Origin of the sequence: Methylobacterium sp. WL69, assembly GCF_008039485.1 — a bacterium.
GTDB lineage: Bacteria > Pseudomonadota > Alphaproteobacteria > Rhizobiales > Beijerinckiaceae > Methylobacterium.
This window is the reverse complement of record NZ_VRUZ01000009.1, coordinates 1-19,249: the sequence shown is the minus strand read 5'-3', so window position 1 is coordinate 19,249 and position 19,249 is coordinate 1. Positions and strand designations below refer to the sequence as shown.

Here is a 19,249-nt window from a genome sequence, read left to right as displayed (position 1 = left end):
TCGCCGATCGAACAAGACTGTGCGTCGATAACCGTAACGCGAACGAGGTGAGCATGAGCACACGCGGCTTCACTGGACGACCGCCATCGGAGGCGACGCGCGAACGCCTGCCACCGGGTCAGTACCTGACGCAAGATTTCCCTGTACTGCAGATCGGTCCGACCCCGCGGGTCGATCGCGAGACGTGGCGCTTCACCCTGCGCGTCGGTTCGCGTCCCCTCAAGAGCTGGACCTGGCAGGACTTCAGCGCCCTGCCTCGGACCCGCTGGGGCGGAGAAATCCACTGCGTCACGAAGTGGTCGAAGTTCGACACGGCGTGGGAGGGGGTCGGCATCGACGATCTTCTGGCCGACGCCGGCATCTCGGCACCAACGGCCTTCGCCCTTGCCGAAGGACATGACGATTACACCACCAACGTGCCGTTCGCCGATCTCACGGGCGGCCGCGCCTTGGTGGCGACCCATTACGACGGGCTACCGATCGCCCCCGACCATGGCGGCCCGGCCCGTCTGCTCGTACCGCACCTCTACTTCTGGAAAAGCGCCAAGTGGTTGAAGGGTTTGCGTTTCACCGAGAAGGACGAGGGCGGATTCTGGGAGATGCGCGGATACCATATGTACGGCGACCCATGGCGCGAGCAGCGCTTCACAGGTGATTGAACCGTCCCCCCTCCCCTGGCTGAGTGCGACCATCATCGGCATCACGCCCGTGACGGCCCGAGTGAAAAGCTTCAGGCTCGCCGTTGCGTTCGATCGGATCGCCTTGGCCGGCCAGCACGTCGATGTGCGTCTGACGGCCCCGGACGGCTATCAGGCGCAGCGGAGCTACTCCATCGCCTCGGCACCGGGTAACGACGGCACGATTGAGCTTATGGTCGAGGGGTCGGCGCAGGGCGAGGTGTCCAGCTTCTTCGATGGCGTGGCGGAGGTGGGTGACACGATCGAACTGCGTGGCCCCATCGGCGGCGGGTTCGTCTGGCGTGCGCAGGATGGGGGGCCCCTCCTTCTCGTCGGGGGCGGCTCCGGTGTGGTGCCGCTGCTGGCGATGCTGCGTCACCGGGCCGAGGCGGCTCCCACGGTACCGGCCCTGCTGCTCTATTCCGTGCGTCACGGGGCGGAGGCCATCGCCCGCGACGAGCTGAGCCGGCGTGCCCACGACGAGCCGGGCTTCGACCTCATGCTGAGCCTCACCCGGGAGGGCGGTCGGCGCATCGATGCGACGCTCGTGGGCGAGGCCCTGACGCGCCTCGGGCGGCCGCGGCACGCCTATCTCTGCGGTGCTAACCCGTTCGTATCCGCGGCGGCCGACCTTCTCGTCGAGGCAGGCCTCCCACCCGGCACGATTCGGACCGAGCGCTTCGGCGGCTGACGGGATCTCGCGGACACAGGCGGTCGGCGACCTCTTCGGCCAGGGACAGGCTCGACGTCAGGCCGGGGCTCTCGATACCGAAGAGGTGGACGAGGCCGGCCAAGCCGTGCTCCGCCGGTCCGTCGATGAGGAAGTCCGCCGCCGGCGCGCCGGCCCCCGTGAGCTTCGGGCGGATGCCGGCATAATCCGGCGTCAAGGCACCCTCGGGCAGACCGGGCCAGTAGCGCCGGATCGCCCGCACGAACGCGTCTGCGCGGCCGGGATCGACGTCGTAATTCTCCGCCTCGATCCATTCGACGTCGGGGCCGAAGCGCATGCGCCCGGCAAGGTCGAGGGTGAGATGAATTCCCAAACCGCCCTCGACGGGCGCGGGATAGATCAACCGCGAAAACGTCGGACGGCCGAGGCAGCCGAAATAGCTGCCCTTGGCCAGGATCCTGGGTGGGATGCGCTCCGAGGGATAACCTGCGGCGCGCGCGGCAACGCCGTGCGCGCCGAGACCGCCGGCGTTCACGACGGCGTCGAAGGCGAGTTCGTCCCCGTTCACGGTCGCGACCCAGGCGCCGCCGGTTCTGGCGAGGCCCGCCACGGGGCTGTGGAACGCGATGGCGCCACCGCGATCCTCGATGTCGCCCTGGAGGGCGAGCATCAAGGCGTGGCTGTCAATGATGCCCGTGCCGGGCGCGTGCAGGGCGGCGACACAGGTGAGGTTGGGTTCGAGGGCGCGGGCCTCCGCCCCATCGATGAGCGTGAGGCCCTCGACACCGTTGGCGACACCACGCGCATGGATCTTGGCAATGGCCGCGCGTTCCGTCTCGTCGGTGGCGACGATGAGCTTGCCGCAGGCCCGGTGCGGCACCCCGTGGCTCGCGCAGAACGCGTAGAGCATCGCCGCGCCGGCGACACAGTGCCGTGCGCGCAGCGATCCCTCCGGATAATACATTCCGCCGTGGATCACCTCGGAACTGCGCGCGGAGACGCCGGTACCGATGGCACCCGCGGCCTCCGCCACCACGACGGTGTGGCCCCGCCGGGCGACCGCACGGGCAACGGCGAGGCCGACGACCCCGGCTCCGATGACCAGAACCTCGCTCATGTCGTCGCTTCCGGGCGTCGGTGAATCACGGGCTGAAGATCAACACGAGGTAGACGAAGAACACCACGAGGTGGACGGCGCCTTCGAGCACCGTGGTGCGCAGTCCTGAGAACGTCAGGGTGCTGAGGATGAGGGTGACGACGAGGAGCGTCATCTCCGTCGGCGCGAGGCCGAGCACCACGGTCTGGCCCGTGAGCAGGCCGACCGCCAGAACCGCCGGTACCGTGAGACCGACGGTGGAGGTCGCCGCTCCGAGGCAGAGGTTGATCGCCCGCTGCAGTTCGTTGCGCGCCACGGCCTTGAGGGCGCTGATGCCCTCCGGCGTGAATACGATGGCGGCGATGAGCACGCCCCCCAGTGCCGAAGGAGCCCCAAGGGCCTCGATCCCGTGGTCCAGAATGGCGGCCAGACTCTTCGACAGGAGCACGATGGGCAGAATATTGGCGATGAGAAGCGCCACGTGCCGGAGGATCGCACCGGTGTCGCGACCCTCCCCATCGGAGGCCGCTTCCGGGCTCACGGTCCCAGGGTTCGACTTCGCCACGCGACCGCCGTCGTGGATGAAGAAGCTGCTGTGCCGGCCGGTCTGGATCAGCAGGAAGATGCCGTAGAGGGCCACCGTGAAGACCGAGAACGAGATCGCGTGCACGGGGGTGAGCGTGCCGCCGATGGTGGAGGTGGTGAAGTTCGGGATGATGAGCGCAATGGTCGTGAGCGGGATGATCACCGACAGGAAGGCCGAGGTACCCTGAAGGTTGTAGGATTGCTGGTGGTGGCGCAGGCCGCCGATGAGCAACCCGAGGCCGACGATGCCGTTGAGGACGATCATCAACACAGCGAACATCGTGTCGCGTCCGAGCGTCGGCACCGCCTTGGAGGACAGCATCACCGCCGAGACCAGCACCACCTCGATGACGACGATGGAAAGCGTCAGGACCAGGGTGCCGTAGGGCTCGCCGAGGCGGTGGGCGAGTTCCTCGGCCTCGTGGACCACGCCGAACGCCGCCCACAGGATCACGAGGAACAGCCACAGAAACAGACCCGAAGCCCACAGCGGGGCCCCGAGGTCGGCGAGCCAGGCCGGCCCGAACACGAAGAACGCGGCGACGCTCGTCCACGCCACGACCAGCCGCAATACTGCCGCCATCATTCCCCCTGTCACCGTCGGGCTTCGCACCGCGAGGTACGAGATCTCGTCGAGCCGTCCGCGAATGGCCCACGGGGGTCACGGGCACGACCGAAAGACAAGACTTAACTGTGCGGGAAGCCACCCATGCGTGCGCGGAGATGGCGCGCGGACGCGGTTCCCGCTACAAGACGCCGTATCCGTAACCGATCGAGGCCGGAATCACGCACCGAGGGGATCGATTCGCGCTTTGCGCGGCCAACTCCCGGCGGATTCTCGCCTGTTTGCCCGCAAGGCTCCTCAGTGCCCTTTCCGACCCTGCCGGCCCCGCTCTCCCGAGCTCTGGCCGCGCGCGACTACGAAGACCCCACACCCGTCCAGAATGCGGTGATCGAAGCGGCCGCGCAGGGGCGCGACCTCCTCGTCTCGGCCCAGACGGGCTCGGGCAAGACCGTGGCCTACGGCCTGGCCTTCGCCGACACCCTGCTCGACGGCGCGGAGCGGTTCGGCCCGGCCGGCGCGCCATTGGCCCTGGTCATCGCGCCCACCCGCGAGCTCGCCCTTCAGGTCGAGCGCGAACTGTCCTGGCTCTACGCCGAGACCGGCGCGCGGGTGATCTCCTGTGTGGGCGGCATGGACCCGCGCCGCGAGCGCAGCCAGCTCAACGACGGCGCCCACATCGTCGTCGGCACGCCGGGCCGCCTGCGCGACCACCTCGAGCGCCGCAACCTCGCAACCCAGGATCTGCGCGCCGTCGTCCTCGACGAGGCCGACGAGATGCTGGACCTCGGTTTCCGGGATGATCTGGAATTCATCCTGTCGGTGACCCCGAAGGAGCGACGCACGCTGCTGTTCTCGGCGACCCTGCCGAAGGCCATCGCGACCCTGGCAGAGCGCTACCAGAACGACGCCCTGCGCATCGCCGTGAAGGGCCAGGAGCGCGGCCACGAGGACATCACCTACCGGGCCGTGCGCGTGGTGCCGCGCGAGCTGGAGCACGTGGTGGTCAATACCCTGCGGTTCACCGATGCGCCCACCGCCATCGTGTTCTGCAACACCCGCAACGCCGTGCGCCACCTCCAAGCCGTGTTGACGGAGCGCGGCTTCCTGGCCGTGGCACTCTCGGGCGAACTCGGCCAGGGTGAGCGCAATGCCGCCCTCCAAGCGCTTCGCGATGGCCGCGCGAAGGTCTGTGTCGCCACCGACGTCGCTGCGCGCGGCATCGACCTGCCCACCGTGAGTCTGGTGATCCACGCCGACCTGCCCCACGACGCCGAAGTGCTGCAGCACCGGTCCGGCCGCACGGGCCGCGCCGGGCGGAAGGGAACCTCCGTCCTGCTGATCCCGGCCTCCAAGCGCCGGCGCGCCGAGCAGATGCTGGCCATCGCCAAGGTCAACGCCGAATGGGCCGGCCCGCCCACGGCGGACGAGATCCGCGCCCTCGACGGCGAGCGCATGTGGCAGGACCCGCTGTTCACCGAGGCCCCGGCCGAGGAAGACGTCGCCATGGGCGAGGCCCTGCTCGCCCGGCGCACGCCGCAGGAACTCGCCGCGGCCCTGGCCCGGATCTACCGTGCCCGTCTGCCCGAGCCCGAGGACGTGACCGATCCGGGCGCCGGCCCCGAGCGCAAGGCCCGGCCGGTCTACGATCCCGCCGATACCGCACGCATCGACGCCGAAGGCCCCTCGGTGTGGTTCCGGCTCAACCTCGGCCGGCGCGACAATGCCGATCCGCGCCGCCTGCTGCCGATGCTGACCCGGCGCGGCAATATCGGCCGTCAGGAGATCGGCGCCATCCGCATCTTCGACCGGGAAACCAAGTTCGAGGTGCGCGGCGGCGCGGCCTCGCGCTTCGCTCAGACCTTCGCCAAGAACGGATCGCCGGAAATTCAGGTCGAGGCGCTCCTCGACGGGGCCGGCAGCGACCAGGAGGCCAGCGGCCCCAAGGGCTTCAAGAGCCCCCGCGGTGCCCGCCACGAGCGGGAAATCGGCAAGAAGCCGCGCAGCAAGGCGAAGTCGTAGCGGCGCCTCGCCGCGCAGGGGTAAGGTGACGACACCAGGAAGGCGCGATCCCGCGAGGGATCGCGCCTTCCTCGTATGTATCGTCATCTCATGGGATCGAGTGGATCGGAGGCCCCGAAGGAGGGCGTTTCGGAATCATGCGATCCCGGAGGGCATCCCTGGAGGTCGCAGCCCCGCCACCTCTGGGCTGGGTAGCCGGATGAAGTTCGCCGAAGCGTTCGGTCAGATCACTTTGCCTAGTCTGACGGGCAGATTCGGCCTGGGTCGAACTGCCCTCAGAACTGCTCGGGCAGTCGCTTGACGGCGTTGCCCAGGGCTTCGACGCCTTCGGCGAATTTGCGGCCCATGGGCGCCAGGGACGGCACCTTCATGCCGAACATCTCGGTCTCTTCGGCCTCCGGCTCGGCAGCCCGCGGCGGCTGAGCCGCGGCGACCTTTTCGACAGCGACCGGAACCGGCTTGGCAGCGGGCTTGGCTCGCGCCACGGATGGGGCTGATTTCGGCTTGGACGCGCCTTCTGCTGGGGCGGGCGGCAAGGCGGCGAAAGCAGTGCCCGTCGTGGCACGGGCGCGGGTTGTCTCGGTGGGCGTCGGGGCGACGAGGGGCACCGTACGAGCCTTCTCCACGAGGGCGACGGCGGGTGCGTTGGGCAGCGTCGCGGCGTTCTCGATGACGGGCAGGCGGGTGGGCTTGGTGGCCGGCGCCACGCTGACAACCTGCGGGGGCTTGATCTCGGCCGGCTTGGCCCCGACCGCCCTGGGCTGGGCCGTCATCACCTCGATGGGCGCGGCGAGGGATTTGGCAGAACCGGGATCGGCCAAGGCGGCCTCGCGCACCGGTGGGGCCGCCGGGGCCGCGATCGGCGCAGGCGTACCGACACTGGAGACAAGCGCGGGCACGCCGTCGCGCAGGTCGGGCCAATCGGTCGAGACCCGACCCATGCGTACCTTGGAGGGCGGCGGACCGGCCAGGCCCGAAAGCATCGAATAGGCTCCAGCCGACAGGCCGACGAGGCCGACGCTTCCAAGGAGCGTGAGCAGGGCGAGGCGGCCGACGCCCGAGGGAATACGCCGCTTGACCGGGGCGTGGCCTTCCCCGGGGGCGCGCATCTCGGACGGATCGAGGGCAATCGACATCAGCGTGAACTCATCCCGAACGCACCCTGCAGCCGTTTTCAGCTGCTGACGCGGTGCCGTGTTCGTGAACTGATCCCGACAATGGGGCATGAAGATGTCCGGCAACGTATCGACAGTCGAAGCCCGAGATTACCCGGTTGGTATCTGGATTAAGCCGTACGCTTTAACGAGTGGTGTCGCGGATCGACTTCTCCACGTCCCGGGACGACCCAGGCACCATCTTGCCGGTATCGGGTTCGAGGATGCTTTCAGCCTGACATGCGACCTGCGCCGCGACGACCCGGCCGACCGCGCGCGCCGCTCGGCCGGCGCCGCGGGGCATGGCTTCGCCTGCTGCGAGCCGCTCCTTGAGGGCGACGAGGCGAGGGTCTCCCCAACGGGACAGCACCGCCTGGAACGCGGCGTGATTGCCTGCATCGAATGGGATTGGCCGCCCCTCCGCATCACGGCACGGATGGGGCGGATGGAGAAGGGCGCAGGGGACGAGGCCCGGTGGAATTGGCGCCGTGGCCGCATGGGTTCGGCCCGCCCGCAACATCCGCGGAGCGACGAAGGCACGCGGCCCTCCCATGGCGGGCGCAGCAGGGCCACCGAACACCTCGATCCGCCCGAGCGGCGTTCCCATCACCACATCGACGCGCCGTTCGGCGAGAAGCCGGGCTACAGGGCTGCCGGACGCGAAGGCCGACACGCCGCACGCCGCCGACAGGCGGGCGACGAGGTCTGGATCTCGGGTCCGAAGCCCGGCCCAGCCCTGCGGCATCCCAAGTCCAAGGTCGAAGATCAGGGCATCGCGATCCTGGGGGCGGGCGGCGCCCGTATCCGCTCCCCGCAGGTTGACCACTTCAACACCCGACACCAGGGCCCCGGCTGCGGGAAGGCACAGGGCGACGCAATGGCTCCAGCCGCCCGTGAAGCCGGTCTCGTAGGCCACCATCACGAGGTCGTCGGTGGGGTCGAGGATCAGGGCGCCACGCGGGGTCAACCGCCCGAACCGTCCGAGGCACGTGACGGGCTCGCCAGCGGCGCAGTCGAACTCTGCCACGGCGCCGAACCCGCCGAGGCTCCAGCGCGATGCCGGATCGTCGAGGGCCCGCGCGAGGTGATCGCGAATCGCGTCGCGCGGATCAACCATGGTCCGCGGGTCCAGCGTAGACGCGGGAGAACCGTGCTCCGCGCGTTCCATCCCATGGCGAGTGGGCTACAAGCGGCTTACGTCCCGCCCCGTTCCCCGGCACTCCGAACATGACGACGGCTCCCGCCTCGAACCCATCCGTCTGGACTGCCCCCCCCACCTTCTGGGCGCGCCTGCCGACGCGGACGCGGATGATCGTCCTGGTTCTGGCCATCGATCTCCTGGCGGCCCTGCTGTCGTGCGGTGTCATCGTGCTGAACGCGCGCTCGGCCGTCGAGGTCGAGATGAAGGCCGCCCTGTCCAATGTCGAGCTCCTCGTCTCCGATACCATCGATCTCGCGCAATCGGCCTCGCCCGAGACCCTGCTCCAAACCCTGCGCCTGCGTGTCCAGGGCCTGCGTCACGTGCGCGTCACCGTTCTCGACGCGTCGGGCGCCGTCGTGCCGGCGCCCTCCCCGCGCCTGCGCCGGGACCAGCACGACTCCCCGCACTGGTTCGTCGCCCTCATCGCGCCGGAGGCGCGCCGGCACGAGCTGCCCATCGTCGTCCAGGGCCGGAACATCGGCATGGCGCGGATCACCACCCAGCCCCGCGACGAGATCGACGAGGTCTGGGGCTACGCCGTGTCCCTGTCGGTGGCGAGCCTGCTCGTCAGCCTCGGACTGCTCATCGCCCTGTACGTGGCGTTCGGCCGGGTGCTGGCACCCCTGACTCAGGTCGCCGACGGCCTGACCCAGCTCGAGCGGCAGGACTACACCGCGCGCCTCGCCCCCCCGGCGTCCCGCGAGCTCGCCATCATCGCCGCGCGCTTCAACAGCGTGGCCCAGGCCCTGTCGGAGACCCGCGCGGCCAACGGCCGGCTCAATCGCCAGCTCCTCTCCGCCCAGGACGACGAGCGCCGGGCGACGGCCCTGGAACTCCACGATGAATTCGGCCCGTGCCTCTTCGCCCTCGAGGCCAACGCCGCCTCGGTGATCCGCATGGCACGGGCCGAGGTCGCGCCCGACCGGACGAAGCTCGCCCAGCGCGCTGAGGAGATCAGCACCATCGTCGGTCAGGTTCAGACCCTGAACCGCGACCTCCTCAACCGCCTGCGTCCGCACGCCCTGGGGCAAGTTCCCCTGCCCGACTGCCTCGTTCTGCTGTTGCGGGATTTCACCCGACGCCACTCGGGCACCGGGTTTACCGGCACATTCGACGGACTTGGGCCCGGCTACGGCGACGTCACCGACCTGACGGTGTTCCGCTCCATCCAGGAGAGCATGACAAACGCCGTGCGGCACGGGCGGGCGGTCCAAGTGACCGTGGAGGCCTATGAGGAAGCGGGGGGCCGCCTCATGATCACCGTGCGCGACGACGGCGGCGGAATCGCCCCCGATCACCGGGTCGGACTTGGTTTGTCGGGGATGCGCGAGCGCGTCGGAGCCCTCGGCGGCACTTTGGTGCTTGACAACGGGTCGCCCGGGACGGTTGTCCGGATCATGATACCGTTCGGTTCCGAACGGTCCGAGGACACGAGCGTGATCTCCGACGCATGAATGCGATCCCCACCACCCTCACGCGAGCGCCCGTCCTCGTCATCGACGATCACCCGATCGTGCTCCAGGGCTGCCGCCGGGTGCTGGAGGATGCCGGTGTCGAGCGCATCGTCGAGGCGACCACGGTCGTATCGGCCTATCGCGCCTTCCACCGCCTCAAGCCGTCCATGGTGATCTGCGACCTGACCTTTCAGGGGAGCGGGCTCGCCGGGCTCGCCCTGATCCGACGGATGCGCGGCGTCGATCCGCAGGTGCGCATCCTCGTGTTCAGCATGCACAACGATCCGGTCATCGTGGCCCGCGCCCTCGAGGCGGGGGCCCTCGGCTACGTCCTCAAGGACCACGCCTCCGGCGAGTTGTTCGAGGCGTTCGACCGCGTCCGCGCCGGCCATGTCTACCTCGACCGCCGCCTCGCCACGGAGGTCGCCATGCTGCGGACGGACCCGCGCCGCACGCCCGAGGCGCAGCTGACGCCGCGCGAGCAGCAGATCCTGGCGCGTCTGGCCCAGGGCAAGTCCTACGGTGCCATCGCGAGCGACCTGTCGGTGAGCTACAAGACCGTCACCAACGCCTGCTCGCAGATGCGGCAGAAGCTCGGCGTGCGCACGCTCGCCGAACTCATCCACGTGGCGGTGACGCAGGCGCAGCGGCAGGGGTGAGCGGCCAGGCTCAGGCGAGCCCGCCCATCGCCCGCACGATCGCCCATTCTTCCTCCGTCACCGGTTGCACCGACAGGCGGGAATTGTTGGCGAGGACCATGGCGGCGAGGCGCGGCTCGGCCTTGATCGCCTCAAGGGAGACCGGCCGGGGGAGCGCTGCCACGGCGCGCAGGTCCACCATACCGAAGCGGCCCGTGGGGTCGGAATCGTCCGGATAGTACGGACGGATCACCTCGACGAGGCCGACCACCGCCTTGCCCTCGTTGGAATGGTAGAAGAAACCGAGCTCGCCGACCTCCATGGCCTGGAGGTTCTTCTTGGCGACGTGGTTGCGCACGCCGTTCCAATGGGTGCCGGCGGCCCCGGCGGCGACCTGCTGATCCCACGACCACGTGGCGGGTTCGGACTTGTAGAGCCAGTGGGCCATGCGGATCTCCGGGAAACGGCGGATGCCTTACCATCGGAGAAGCGTGGCCGTCAGTCCCCCGCGAGGGCGGCGGACCAGTAACGAAGACTGTCCGGATTGACCGGGGCGCCGGCGCCGGCGTTGCGCGCGAGCACCAGATCGTGGAAGGCCCGGGCCTCGGCCAATCCCACGAGATCGCGCAGGGCCCGCAGGATACGGGTGATGCGCAGGTGATTGTGGTCGTGGGTGCGCAGCCAACCGTCGGTCTGCGCGTAGAAGTTCATCATTCGGTCGCGCACCGCACGCAGGCCTGCGAGGGCGGCCGCGTCGGCCCGGATCGCAGCGGCCTCGGCGCGGGTCAGGACGGGTGCACCGGGCACGGCGAGGCTCGCTTCGTGAAGCGGGAAGCACCACTGGATGAAATCGTGCACGCCCTCGATCCGCGCATCGCCGAACGCGACCACCTCCGCCAGCAGGCGCCCGGCACCGTCCTGGCCATAGCCGGCGAGGAAGGCGTGGATCGGTCCGGGCTTCATTCCGCCTCGCCCTTGAGCGGACGCGCCAGGAGGGCGGCGATGACGGTCTCGACGCTGGCCGTCCCCGCCACGACGGCGGCGACCGCCTCGGCGACGGGCATTTCGACGGCCCGGGCACGGGCCAGGGCCACGAGGGCGGCGGCGGTGTAGGCGCCCTCGGCGAGCTTGCCGCCGGCGGCCTCGTCGGGCGACGCTCCGGCGCCGAGCGCCAAGCCGAAGGCGAAGTTGCGCGATTGCGGCGACGACGCCGTAAGGACGAGGTCGCCGAGGCCCGACAGGCCCATGAGGGTCTCCGGTCGACCGCCATAGGCTCGGGCGAAGCGCATGAGTTCGGCGAACGCCCGGGCGATGAGGGCGGCCCGTGCCGATTCACCGAGACCCCGTCCTGCGACGATGCCGGAGGCGATGGCGAGCACGTTCTTGCCAGCGCCGCCGACCTCGACGCCGCGGACGTCGTCTGTGTGGTAGACGCGCAGGTTCGGCCCCGACAGGGCGGTGGCGAGGCGGGCGGCGAGACCCGCATCGGCGGCCGCCAGGGTGACGGCGGTGGGCAGGCCGCGGGCGACGTCCGCCGCGAAACTCGGCCCCGACAGCACGGCCACGGGGGCGTCGGATCCGACGATGTCGGCGGCGACCGCGCTCATGAACGCGTCGCTGCCGCGCTCGATCCCCTTGGCGCAGAGCACGATGGCCGTTCCCGGATCGAAGGACGGGGCGAGGTCCGACAGGACCGCCCGCAGCGTCTGGGCCGGGGTGACCATCAGCACCGTTCCGGCGTCGCGCAGGTCTCGCGCATCGGACGTGGCGCGGATGGCGGCATGGAGGGACACGCCGGGCAGATAGCGCGCGTTCTCGCGGGTCGCTTCCAGGCGGGCGGCGGCGGCGGCGTCGCGCAGCCACAGGATCACGGGATGACCGGCGACGGCGGCCGCGTTGGCGAGCGCCGTCCCCCAGGCACCGCCGCCGACCACGGCGATTGGTCTGCTCATGGGGGCTCCTCTTAGGCGGCGGCGATGGGCTCAGCGAACGGCCAGCGGGCGCGGGCCGGGGCGGTGAGATCGTCGACGAGGCCGAGCCGCAGGCGCTCGATGCCGGCCCAGGCGATCATCGCGCCGTTGTCGCCGCAGAGCGCCAAGGGCGGCGCCACGAAGGGGAGTCCGGCTTCCCCGGCCTGTGTCGTGAGGACCCGGCGGATAGCGCCGTTGGCCGCGACGCCGCCGGCGGCGACCAGCGCCGTCGGATGGCCGGCGACCGTCGCGAAGTCGCGCATGGCCACCCGCAGCCGATCGACGATGACGTCGACCACGGCCGCCTGGAAGCCGGCGCAGAGGTCGGCCACATCGACGCTGGAGAGGGGCGCCAGCTTCTCCGCCTCGATCCTCAGGGCGGTCTTGAGGCCGGACAGGGAGAAGTTGGCATCGCGCCGGCCGAGCATGGGGCGCGGCAGGGCGAAGCGCTCGGGGTCGCCGGTCTCGGCCATGCGCTCGACCTCGGGGCCGCCCGGGTAGCCGAGGCCCAAAAGCTTCGCGACCTTGTCGAAGGCTTCCCCGATGGCGTCGTCGATGGTGGTGCCGAGGCGCACGTAGTCGCCCACTCCCTTGACCGCCACCAGCTGGGTATGGCCGCCGGAGGCGAGGAGCAGGAGGTAGGGAAACCCGATTCCATCCGTGAGACGTGCCGTAAGGGCATGGGCCTCGAGGTGGTTGACGGCGATGAGGGGCTTTCGCGCGACCAACGACAGGGTCTTGGCCGTCACGAGGCCGATGAGGACGCCACCGATGAGGCCAGGGCCCGCCGCCACCGCGATGCCGTCGACGTCCGCGAGGCGCAGGCCGGCGCCATCGAGGGCGCGGAGGATCAGCCGGTCCAGGACCTCGACATGCGCCCGTGCGGCGATCTCCGGCACCACGCCGCCGTAGGCCGCATGCTCGGCGATCTGACTCAGGACCTCGTTGGAGAGGATGCGCCCGCGTCCACCCTCGCCGGGGCAGACCAGGGCGGCGGCGGTCTCGTCACAGGTCGTTTCGATGCCGAGGACGTTCATTTGGGGAGGACGTTCATGCGGGGCGTGTGATCCGAGGGTGAGACGACCGGGAGGGTGCGCGCGCCACGTGAGGAAAATGCCCATCACGGCCGGCCCCACCGGCACGTGGTTTTGACCGGTGCATCCTAGACGGCCCGGCGGTATCAGGGCAACGACCGGACGGGGTGAACGGGATGCGGATCTGGGTGGCACGGCCGGAGCCGGGCGCGGCGCGAACGGGACGGCGCCTCTCGGCCCTCGGCCATACCCCCGTCGTGGCGCCGGTCCTGACCATTCGCCCGACGGGCGCGGCCCTTCCCGCAGCCGCCTTCGCCGGGTTGCTACTCACGAGCGCCAACGCCGTGGCGGCCCTGACGGCCGCCGATCGGGTGAGATTCGAACACGTCCCGGCTTTCGCCGTGGGCGCGCGGACGGCGGCCCTCGCCCGCCGGGCCGGGCTCTGCGCGGTCGCGGAGGCGGGGGGCGATGCCGCTCATCTCGTCGTCCTGGTCCGCGCCACCCTGCCGGCGGGAAGTCTCCTTCTCCATGTGGCCGGCGCCGACGGCAAGGCGGAGCCGACGGCATCCCTGCGGACGGCGGGCTATCCGATCTCGAGCGTGGTCGCCTACGCGGCAGTGGCTGAGTCAGTACTGCCGACAGCCATCGCGACGGCGCTCGGAGCGTATCCAGGCTCACTGGAGGCCGTTCTCCATTACTCGCGGCGCAGCGCCGAGACAGCCTACGGTCTGGCATGCCGGGCGGAGCTCGGCGGAGCCTTCGGCGCGCTCAAGCATTACTGCCTGTCGGGTGACGTGGCCGCGCCCCTGGTCGCGGCGGGCCTCGACGTGCATTTCGTGGCGGAACGGCCGGACGAGGAAACGCTTCTGGCAGGTTTGGCGACGGGAACCTGACGGAAGGGCCTCGCACCGGCGCGGGCCGTGGTGCTAGGACGATTTCCAAGAAACTGGGTCGCGATCGCCGAACCCGCAGAGCACCGAGAACCGGTGCGGGGGACGGGGCAGCGTCGGGAAGGGAGCAACAACCGTGAAACCACCCAACAGCGACGCCGACCGACCGAGCAGCGCCCCCGGTGCGCGCCCGCCCGAGGCATCCAAGCCGACACCATCATCCCCGGGAGCCGTGCCGGCTGCGTCCGGCACGAAGCCGGATTCCGCGGCGTCGGCTCCCCTCCCCGGAGAAGCGGCGAAGCCCGCCGGATCACCCGTGGCGAAATCCGCCGACGCGCCCCGATCGGCCGATGGCCTGGGAGCCATCGAGACGGGGAAGCCCGTCGCTCCGAAGCCCGCCGACACGAAGGCGTCCGAGCCGGTGAAGCCATCCGACGCGTCGAAGGAGCCGCCGAAGGTCGAAGCGAGCAAAGTCGATCCGCCGAAGACCGAGCCAGGCAAGGGCAACGCCAGCAAGAATGACCCCGGCAAGGGCAACCTCGGCAACGGCGAAGTGCCGAAGGCGGACACGAAGGACGCCCCGAGGACCGCGACCTTCACCAGTGGACCTCAGGGTACGCCGCGGCCGGCGGCATCCACGACGGACGGCCCGATCATCGACCTCAAGGCCAAGCGCCTGCCCGATCCCGCGCCGGCGCAGAAGACGTCGGCCACGGGCGCCGGCATCATGCCGGGCGTCGCGACAAAGCCTGGGGATGGCAAGTCCGCGGATAGTAAGTCCGAGGAGACCAAGTACGCCGGGCTCGCATCCGTCGATTCGAAGTCGGCGGTGGGCGGTCTGACGGGGGATGCGGCCAAATCGGCCGCGGGGTCGGGTGGCACGACACCCAAGATCGCCCCGACGCCCCCGGCGTCGGCGGCGCGTGGTCCCGGCTTCGGCTCGGTGGCGACGGCTGGTCTCCTCGGCGGCGTCATCGGTGCCGGCCTGTTGTTCGCCGTCGAGCGCGCCGGTGTGCTCGGCCATCCCGACGACGGTCGTCTCGCCGCCCTCGATGAACGAATCGCCGCTTTGGCTCCCAAGGACGAGGTTGCCCGCCTGTCCCAGCGTGTCGCGTCCAACGAGAGCGCATTGAAGGCGGTACCGGACGCCGTGTCGACCGCGCGCGAAGCCCTTCAGAAGGCAAGCGCCGCGCCGGCCCCGAACAGCGACGGCTCCGTGTCGCAGGCAGCCGTCCTGCCACCGGACATCGTTACCCGCCTCGACAGCCTCGACCAGCGCCTTTCGGCGCTTCAGGAGGAGCCCGGCCGCGACCAGGGTGGTGAAGCCCGCATGGCGGTGAACCCGGGTAACGGTGACGCCGCGCAAGTGACGGCCCTCGCCGAGCGCCTCAAGACGGTGGAAAGCCAGATCGCGGCCGCACCGAAACCCATGGAGCAACCCGACCTCGCTCCCAAACTGGCCGCGATCGAGACCGCTGCCGAGAACCGGGCGAAAGCCAATGCCGAGGCGACGCAGAACCTCGGCCAGAAGCTGACGGAGGTTCAGCAGGCCGTCGAGGCGAAGGTCCAGGCCGCCACCCAGGCGAGCCAGCAGGCGGCGGAGGCCGGCAAGACGCAGGCCGCCGAGGCGGCCAAGGGCATCGAGCGTCAGGTCCAGACCCAAATCCAGGCGCAGTCCGACAGGATCGCCGGCCTCGACAAGGCGCTGTCCGAACGCGCCGAGGTCACCACGGTGCAGGCGGCCCTGAGGGTGGTCGCGGCCGACCGGATCGTCACCGCCCTGAACACTGGATCGCCCTACGTCGATGCGCTTTCGGCCCTGCGCAACTATGAGCCCGGCGACCCCGCCCGTCTCACCGCCGTGGCGGTGTTCGCCGAGCGAGGCGCACCGACGTCCCGGGCGCTCGCGGCCGAGTTCCGCCCGGTGGCGGACAAGATCGCAGCCGCCCGCCGGGCGTCGCAAGTCCGAAGCGTGGCCGAGACCGGAGACTTCAGTCAGAAACTGATGAGCATGGCCGAGTCCATCGTCCAGGTTCGCAAGGTGGAGACTCCCGCCCCATCGGCCCAGGGGGCGGCACCCGCCGCCGATCCAGTGCCGAAGGTGCAGGATGCCCTCGACCGCGGTGCCATCGCGGAGGCTGCCCAGGCTTTCGCGGCACTCCCGGAGGACATCCGCTCCCAAGCCGGCGAGTTCGGTACCAAGCTCAAGTCCCGCGCGGCGGCCGGGGAAGCGGCCCAGGCCCTGCTTTCGGAAGCGTTCAAGGGGTTGCCATCCGCTGGTGCGTCGCGTTGAGACGCCGGCATCCCAGCGGGCGCGTCCTGCGCGGGGCACGCCGTTCGACCTGCTCATCGTCGACGATCTTTTCGTCGTCGTCGATTTCCCGGGAGCGGCCGTCGCTCCCGTTCCCGGATTACGGCACCGTCGGCTCGACCGGCGCTACGCCCAGGAGTTTCTGATCCCATGTGGCGCGCTCTCGCCTTCCTGGCCCTCCTCGCCGTCGCTGCCTACGGCGCGACCTGGGTCGCCGATCATCCCGGCTCCGTCACCATCGTGTGGAATGGCTACGAGGTGGCGACCAGCCTCGCCATTGCGCTGATCGGCGTCCTCATCGCAGCCATCGTGGTGGGCTTCATCTGGGCCATCGTCCGGGGTCTCATCACCTTGCCCGAGGCCTTAGTGCGCGGCTCACGTGACCGGCGCCGGGCCAAGGGCTATTCCGCCCTGTCGCGCGGCATGGTCGCGGTGGGCTCGGGCGATCCCATGGCCGCCCGGCGCCACGCCAACGATGCGGAGCGCCTGCTCGGGGCGGAGCCCCTTGCCTTGCTCTTGAAGGCGCAGGCGGCCCAGATTTCGGGAGACCGGGAAGCCGCGGAATCCGCATTCCAGCGCATGGTCGACGATCCCGAAACGCGGGTTCTCGGCCTGCGTGGCCTGTTCGTCGAGGCGCGCCGCCGCGAGGACGACGCGTCGGCCCGTGCCTATGCGGCCGAGGCCGCCCGCCTGGCGCCGAGCGTCACCTGGGCCAACGAGGCCGTCCTCGAAGCGCAATGCGCCGATGGCGACTGGAGCGGCGCGACGGAGACCGTCGAGCGCCGCGCATCCCTCGGACTCATCGAGAAGGGCGTCGCCCGCCGCCAGCGTGCCGTGCTCCTCACCGCCGCCGCGCAGGAGCGCGAGGCCGGTGAGCCGGAAGCCGCCACGGAGCGGGTGCTCAGGGCGGTCAAGCTCGCACCGGACCTCGTGCCGGCGGCAGCGCTGGCCGGACGTCTGCTCGCGCGGCGCGGTGACCTGCGGAAGGCCGCCAAGATCGTCGAGGCCGCATGGCGCGCCGGGCCGCATCCGGATCTGGCCAAGACCTACATGACCCTGCGGACCGGCGATTCCGTGCGCGACCGCCTGTCCCGTGCGGAGACCCTGGCGCGACTCTCGTCCTGGCACCCGGAGGCCCGCCTCGCCATGGCGCAGGCGGCCTACGAGGCCCGGGAATTCGCCCAGGCCCGAGAAGCCCTGGCGCCGCTGTTGGCGGATCGTCCGTCCGTGCGGACCTGCCTCGCCATGGCGCGCCTGGAAGAGGCCGAGCACGGTGCCGGCGCCGCCCGGTCGCGCGAGTGGCTCGGCCGCGCGGCGCATGCCCCCCGCGATGCCCTGTGGATCGCCGACGGCATCGCCTCCGAGCGCTGGGCGCCCATCTCCCCGATCACGGGCCGCCTCGACGCGTTCGTGTGGAAGACGCCTACGGAGGTTCTGGCAGGCCCCTCCGAGACCAGGCCCGACGAGCCAGAGGCGCAGGAAGAGACGGTTCTGCCCATCGAGGCGGCCAAGCCGACGGAGGCCGCCATGCCTGCCGGACCTCCATCCACGATCGCGCTGAACGGCGCGACGCCGGTCGCGACCGCTGCGAGCGCAGCTGCCACATCCAACCCGATGCCGGCCGGGGCCACGACGCCCGTGGTTCTGCCGATGCCCAAGACCGTGGATAAAGCCACAGACAACGCGGACGGCAAGGCGCGCCGCGCAGTCTGAGGACAGATCATTGAAGACGGTGGATCACGGGTCGATGCAGGGCCTGTGATCTGCGGGGATGGCGCAGGACGACACGCTGAGGTGCCAGAGGGCTTAAAGGCTGATTCACGTAAACCCGCTAAGTCCTAGGACAGCGAGTTCTGCGTAATCGAAGTGCCATGCACCCATCCCTCGACGATGCGCCGGACCTCTCCGGCCTGATCGAACTGTCGCGCCTCGACACGCTCGATCTGAAACCTGTGATCCTTCGGGTGCAGACGGACCTGTTCCTGTCCGCTCCGTTCCGCGACCGGAAGACCCTCGAGGCCTTCGAGGCCTTGGCCGGCGGGCTGATCCCCATCGTCGACGACGAGACCGCCGAGATCGTGGCGCGCAAGCTCGCCGCCTTCCCGGAAACGCCACCCGGCATCCTGGCGATCCTGGCTGCGCGGGGGGGCGCCGTCCGCGATGCCGTCGTCGCCGAAGCCCCGTCCCTGACGCCGTCGGTGATCGAAGCCGCCCTCACGGATGGGGCCGATCTCGGCGCCGCCATCGCCGCGCGGCCGGACCTCGACCGGGCGACCGTCAACGCCCTGTCCGCCCGCGCCGTGGCGGAGGTCGATACGGCACTTGCCCTCAACGGCCAGATCTCCCTCGGGGCCGAGACCCTCGCACGTCTCGTCGGGCGCGGACGCCGCTCGGCCGACCTCGCCGAGGCACTCCTCGCCCGCACGGATGTGGCTTCGGCAGACCTTTCTCCGCTCTTCCTGTTCGCCGACGAAGCCCGTCGCGATGCTATCGGCGAGGCCATTGCGGCGACGGTCGCCCTCCGGCCATGCCCGCCGCCGCCACGCGAGGCCGGTGCGGTCCTCACCGGGTTCTCGGGGCGCGGCGACATCGCCGGTTTCATCGGAGCCCTGGCCGAGATGCTGGGCCTGCGCCGAGATTTTTTGGCGGCGACGCCGGACCCGCACCTGCGCTACGATCTGCTCACCCTGGCCCTGCGTGCCGCCGGCCTGCACGAGGAAGAGGCGGTCTACGTCTACCTGACCCTGAACGAGACCGTCGCTCGCTCCGTCGATCGGGTGTTCGATCTGGTCAAGCTGTTCCGCAAGGTTCAGCGCCCCGCAGCCCGCAGCCTTCTCTCGGCCGTTCTCGACACCGCCCTGCCCGAGCGTGTGGGCGATGCCAAAGCGCATCAACCCTACAACGCCCCCGACGCCGCGCGTCCGCGCGTCTCCCCGGCGACCGTCGACCGGAGTTCCTCGCGCACCGCCCTTCCCGTCCGTCTCC

17 protein-coding genes are annotated in these 19,249 nt (G+C 70.4%); 9 read left to right on the top strand and 8 right to left on the bottom strand.

Translation table 11 applies throughout. The features are described 5' to 3' along the window. Nucleotides 1-53: 53 nt before the first annotated feature. A complete protein-coding gene (locus FV218_RS04650; RefSeq protein WP_147708879.1) occupies nt 54-659 on the top strand; it encodes a sulfite oxidase-like oxidoreductase in 606 nt (201 codons plus the stop codon). Next, nucleotides 652-1,368 (top strand): FAD-binding oxidoreductase, encoded by a 717-nt coding sequence (locus tag FV218_RS04645; RefSeq protein WP_147708878.1) that lies wholly within the window; start codon nt 652-654, stop codon nt 1,366-1,368. The genes FV218_RS04650 and FV218_RS04645 overlap by 8 nt, the downstream gene beginning before the upstream one ends. Here the strand turns inward: FV218_RS04645 and FV218_RS04640 are convergent. Together FV218_RS04640 and FV218_RS04635 are read right to left on the bottom strand one after the other, a co-directional pair. Continuing rightward, nucleotides 1,280-2,464, bottom strand: a complete 1,185-nt coding sequence (locus FV218_RS04640; protein ID WP_147708877.1) for an NAD(P)/FAD-dependent oxidoreductase — start codon at nt 2,462-2,464, stop codon at nt 1,280-1,282. The two genes, FV218_RS04645 and FV218_RS04640, sit on opposite strands and share 89 nt — an antisense overlap. Nucleotides 2,465-2,489: 25 nt before the next feature. After that, nucleotides 2,490-3,611: a calcium:proton antiporter gene (locus FV218_RS04635; RefSeq protein ID WP_147708876.1), complete on the bottom strand. Its 1,122-nt coding sequence runs from the start codon at nt 3,609-3,611 to the stop codon at nt 2,490-2,492. A 282-nt stretch (nt 3,612-3,893) separates the two neighbouring features. On the opposite strand from FV218_RS04635, the gene FV218_RS04630 reads away from it, so the two are divergent. Continuing rightward, on the top strand, nt 3,894-5,612 hold the full coding sequence (locus FV218_RS04630) for a DEAD/DEAH box helicase (RefSeq protein WP_147708875.1): 1,719 nt from the start codon (nt 3,894-3,896) through the stop codon (nt 5,610-5,612). Between the two features lie 275 nt (nt 5,613-5,887). Here the strand turns inward: FV218_RS04630 and FV218_RS04625 are convergent, their stop codons facing one another. Continuing rightward, the gene (locus FV218_RS04625; RefSeq protein ID WP_056086400.1) at nt 5,888-6,748 is read right to left on the bottom strand and encodes a hypothetical protein; all 861 of its coding nucleotides are present in this window, start codon (nt 6,746-6,748) and stop codon (nt 5,888-5,890) included. Between the two features lie 163 nt (nt 6,749-6,911). Then, nucleotides 6,912-7,883: a hypothetical protein gene (locus FV218_RS22630; protein ID WP_187272961.1), complete on the bottom strand. Its 972-nt coding sequence runs from the start codon at nt 7,881-7,883 to the stop codon at nt 6,912-6,914. A 110-nt stretch (nt 7,884-7,993) separates the two neighbouring features. On the opposite strand from FV218_RS22630, the gene FV218_RS04615 reads away from it, so the two are divergent. Together FV218_RS04615 and FV218_RS04610 are read left to right on the top strand one after the other, a co-directional pair. Then, on the top strand, nt 7,994-9,421 hold the full coding sequence (locus tag FV218_RS04615) for an ATP-binding protein (RefSeq protein WP_147708873.1): 1,428 nt from the start codon (nt 7,994-7,996) through the stop codon (nt 9,419-9,421). After that, nucleotides 9,418-10,080 carry a response regulator transcription factor gene (locus FV218_RS04610; protein ID WP_056086406.1) on the top strand — a complete coding sequence of 221 codons (663 nt, stop codon included), beginning with the start codon at nt 9,418-9,420 and terminating at the stop codon, nt 10,078-10,080. The genes FV218_RS04615 and FV218_RS04610 overlap by 4 nt, the downstream gene beginning before the upstream one ends. Nucleotides 10,081-10,090: 10 nt before the next feature. Here FV218_RS04610 and FV218_RS04605 read toward each other — a convergent pair whose 3' ends face one another. The 4 genes from FV218_RS04605 to tsaD are packed head-to-tail and all read right to left on the bottom strand — an operon-like array spanning nt 10,091 to nt 13,066. Next, nucleotides 10,091-10,507: an EVE domain-containing protein gene (locus FV218_RS04605; RefSeq protein ID WP_147708872.1), complete on the bottom strand. Its 417-nt coding sequence runs from the start codon at nt 10,505-10,507 to the stop codon at nt 10,091-10,093. 50 nt (nt 10,508-10,557) lie between these two features. Further along, nucleotides 10,558-11,022: an opioid growth factor receptor-related protein gene (locus FV218_RS04600; RefSeq protein WP_147708871.1), complete on the bottom strand. Its 465-nt coding sequence runs from the start codon at nt 11,020-11,022 to the stop codon at nt 10,558-10,560. Continuing rightward, nucleotides 11,019-12,011, bottom strand: a complete 993-nt coding sequence (locus tag FV218_RS04595; RefSeq protein WP_147708870.1) for an NAD(P)H-dependent glycerol-3-phosphate dehydrogenase — start codon at nt 12,009-12,011, stop codon at nt 11,019-11,021. The genes FV218_RS04600 and FV218_RS04595 overlap by 4 nt, the downstream gene beginning before the upstream one ends. An 11-nt stretch (nt 12,012-12,022) precedes the next feature. Then, nucleotides 12,023-13,066, bottom strand: a complete 1,044-nt coding sequence (gene tsaD, locus FV218_RS04590) for a tRNA (adenosine(37)-N6)-threonylcarbamoyltransferase complex transferase subunit TsaD (RefSeq protein WP_147708869.1) — start codon at nt 13,064-13,066, stop codon at nt 12,023-12,025. 173 nt (nt 13,067-13,239) lie between these two features. Here tsaD and FV218_RS04585 point away from each other — a divergent pair, with 173 nt between their 5' ends. The 4 genes from FV218_RS04585 to FV218_RS04570 form a co-directional block, all read left to right on the top strand. Beyond that, complete coding sequence (locus FV218_RS04585; RefSeq protein WP_147708868.1) at nt 13,240-13,956, top strand: uroporphyrinogen-III synthase; 717 nt, start codon at nt 13,240-13,242, stop codon at nt 13,954-13,956. Nucleotides 13,957-14,269: 313 nt separating this feature from the next. Further along, nucleotides 14,270-16,246, top strand: a complete 1,977-nt coding sequence (locus FV218_RS04580; protein ID WP_147708867.1) for a hypothetical protein — start codon at nt 14,270-14,272, stop codon at nt 16,244-16,246. A gap of 168 nt (nt 16,247-16,414) precedes the next feature. Then, nucleotides 16,415-17,977, top strand: coding sequence for a heme biosynthesis HemY N-terminal domain-containing protein (locus FV218_RS04575; protein WP_147708866.1), 1,563 nt, complete (start codon nt 16,415-16,417; stop codon nt 17,975-17,977). A 158-nt stretch (nt 17,978-18,135) separates the two neighbouring features. Then, the coding region (locus FV218_RS04570; RefSeq protein WP_147708865.1) for a DUF2336 domain-containing protein at nt 18,136-19,249 on the top strand (1,114 nt) is incomplete at its 3' end.

Excerpts from the sequence above, each read along its gene's own strand:
- FV218_RS04650 (WP_147708879.1), top strand. The coding sequence starts at position 54 with ATGAGCACACGCGGCTTCACTGGACGACCGCCATCGGAGGCGACGCGC.
- FV218_RS04640 (WP_147708877.1), bottom strand. The coding sequence starts at position 2,464 with ATGAGCGAGGTTCTGGTCATCGGAGCCGGGGTCGTCGGCCTCGCCGTT.
- FV218_RS04635 (WP_147708876.1), bottom strand. The coding sequence starts at position 3,611 with ATGGCGGCAGTATTGCGGCTGGTCGTGGCGTGGACGAGCGTCGCCGCG.
- FV218_RS04625 (WP_056086400.1), bottom strand. The coding sequence starts at position 6,748 with ATGTCGATTGCCCTCGATCCGTCCGAGATGCGCGCCCCCGGGGAAGGC.
- FV218_RS22630 (WP_187272961.1), bottom strand. The coding sequence starts at position 7,883 with ATGGTTGATCCGCGCGACGCGATTCGCGATCACCTCGCGCGGGCCCTC.
- FV218_RS04615 (WP_147708873.1), top strand. The coding sequence starts at position 7,994 with ATGACGACGGCTCCCGCCTCGAACCCATCCGTCTGGACTGCCCCCCCC.
- FV218_RS04610 (WP_056086406.1), top strand. The coding sequence starts at position 9,418 with ATGAATGCGATCCCCACCACCCTCACGCGAGCGCCCGTCCTCGTCATC.
- FV218_RS04605 (WP_147708872.1), bottom strand. The coding sequence starts at position 10,507 with ATGGCCCACTGGCTCTACAAGTCCGAACCCGCCACGTGGTCGTGGGAT.
- FV218_RS04600 (WP_147708871.1), bottom strand. The coding sequence starts at position 11,022 with ATGAAGCCCGGACCGATCCACGCCTTCCTCGCCGGCTATGGCCAGGAC.
- FV218_RS04595 (WP_147708870.1), bottom strand. The coding sequence starts at position 12,011 with ATGAGCAGACCAATCGCCGTGGTCGGCGGCGGTGCCTGGGGGACGGCG.
- tsaD (WP_147708869.1), bottom strand. The coding sequence starts at position 13,066 with ATGAACGTCCTCGGCATCGAAACGACCTGTGACGAGACCGCCGCCGCC.
- FV218_RS04585 (WP_147708868.1), top strand. The coding sequence starts at position 13,240 with ATGCGGATCTGGGTGGCACGGCCGGAGCCGGGCGCGGCGCGAACGGGA.
- FV218_RS04575 (WP_147708866.1), top strand. The coding sequence starts at position 16,415 with ATGTGGCGCGCTCTCGCCTTCCTGGCCCTCCTCGCCGTCGCTGCCTAC.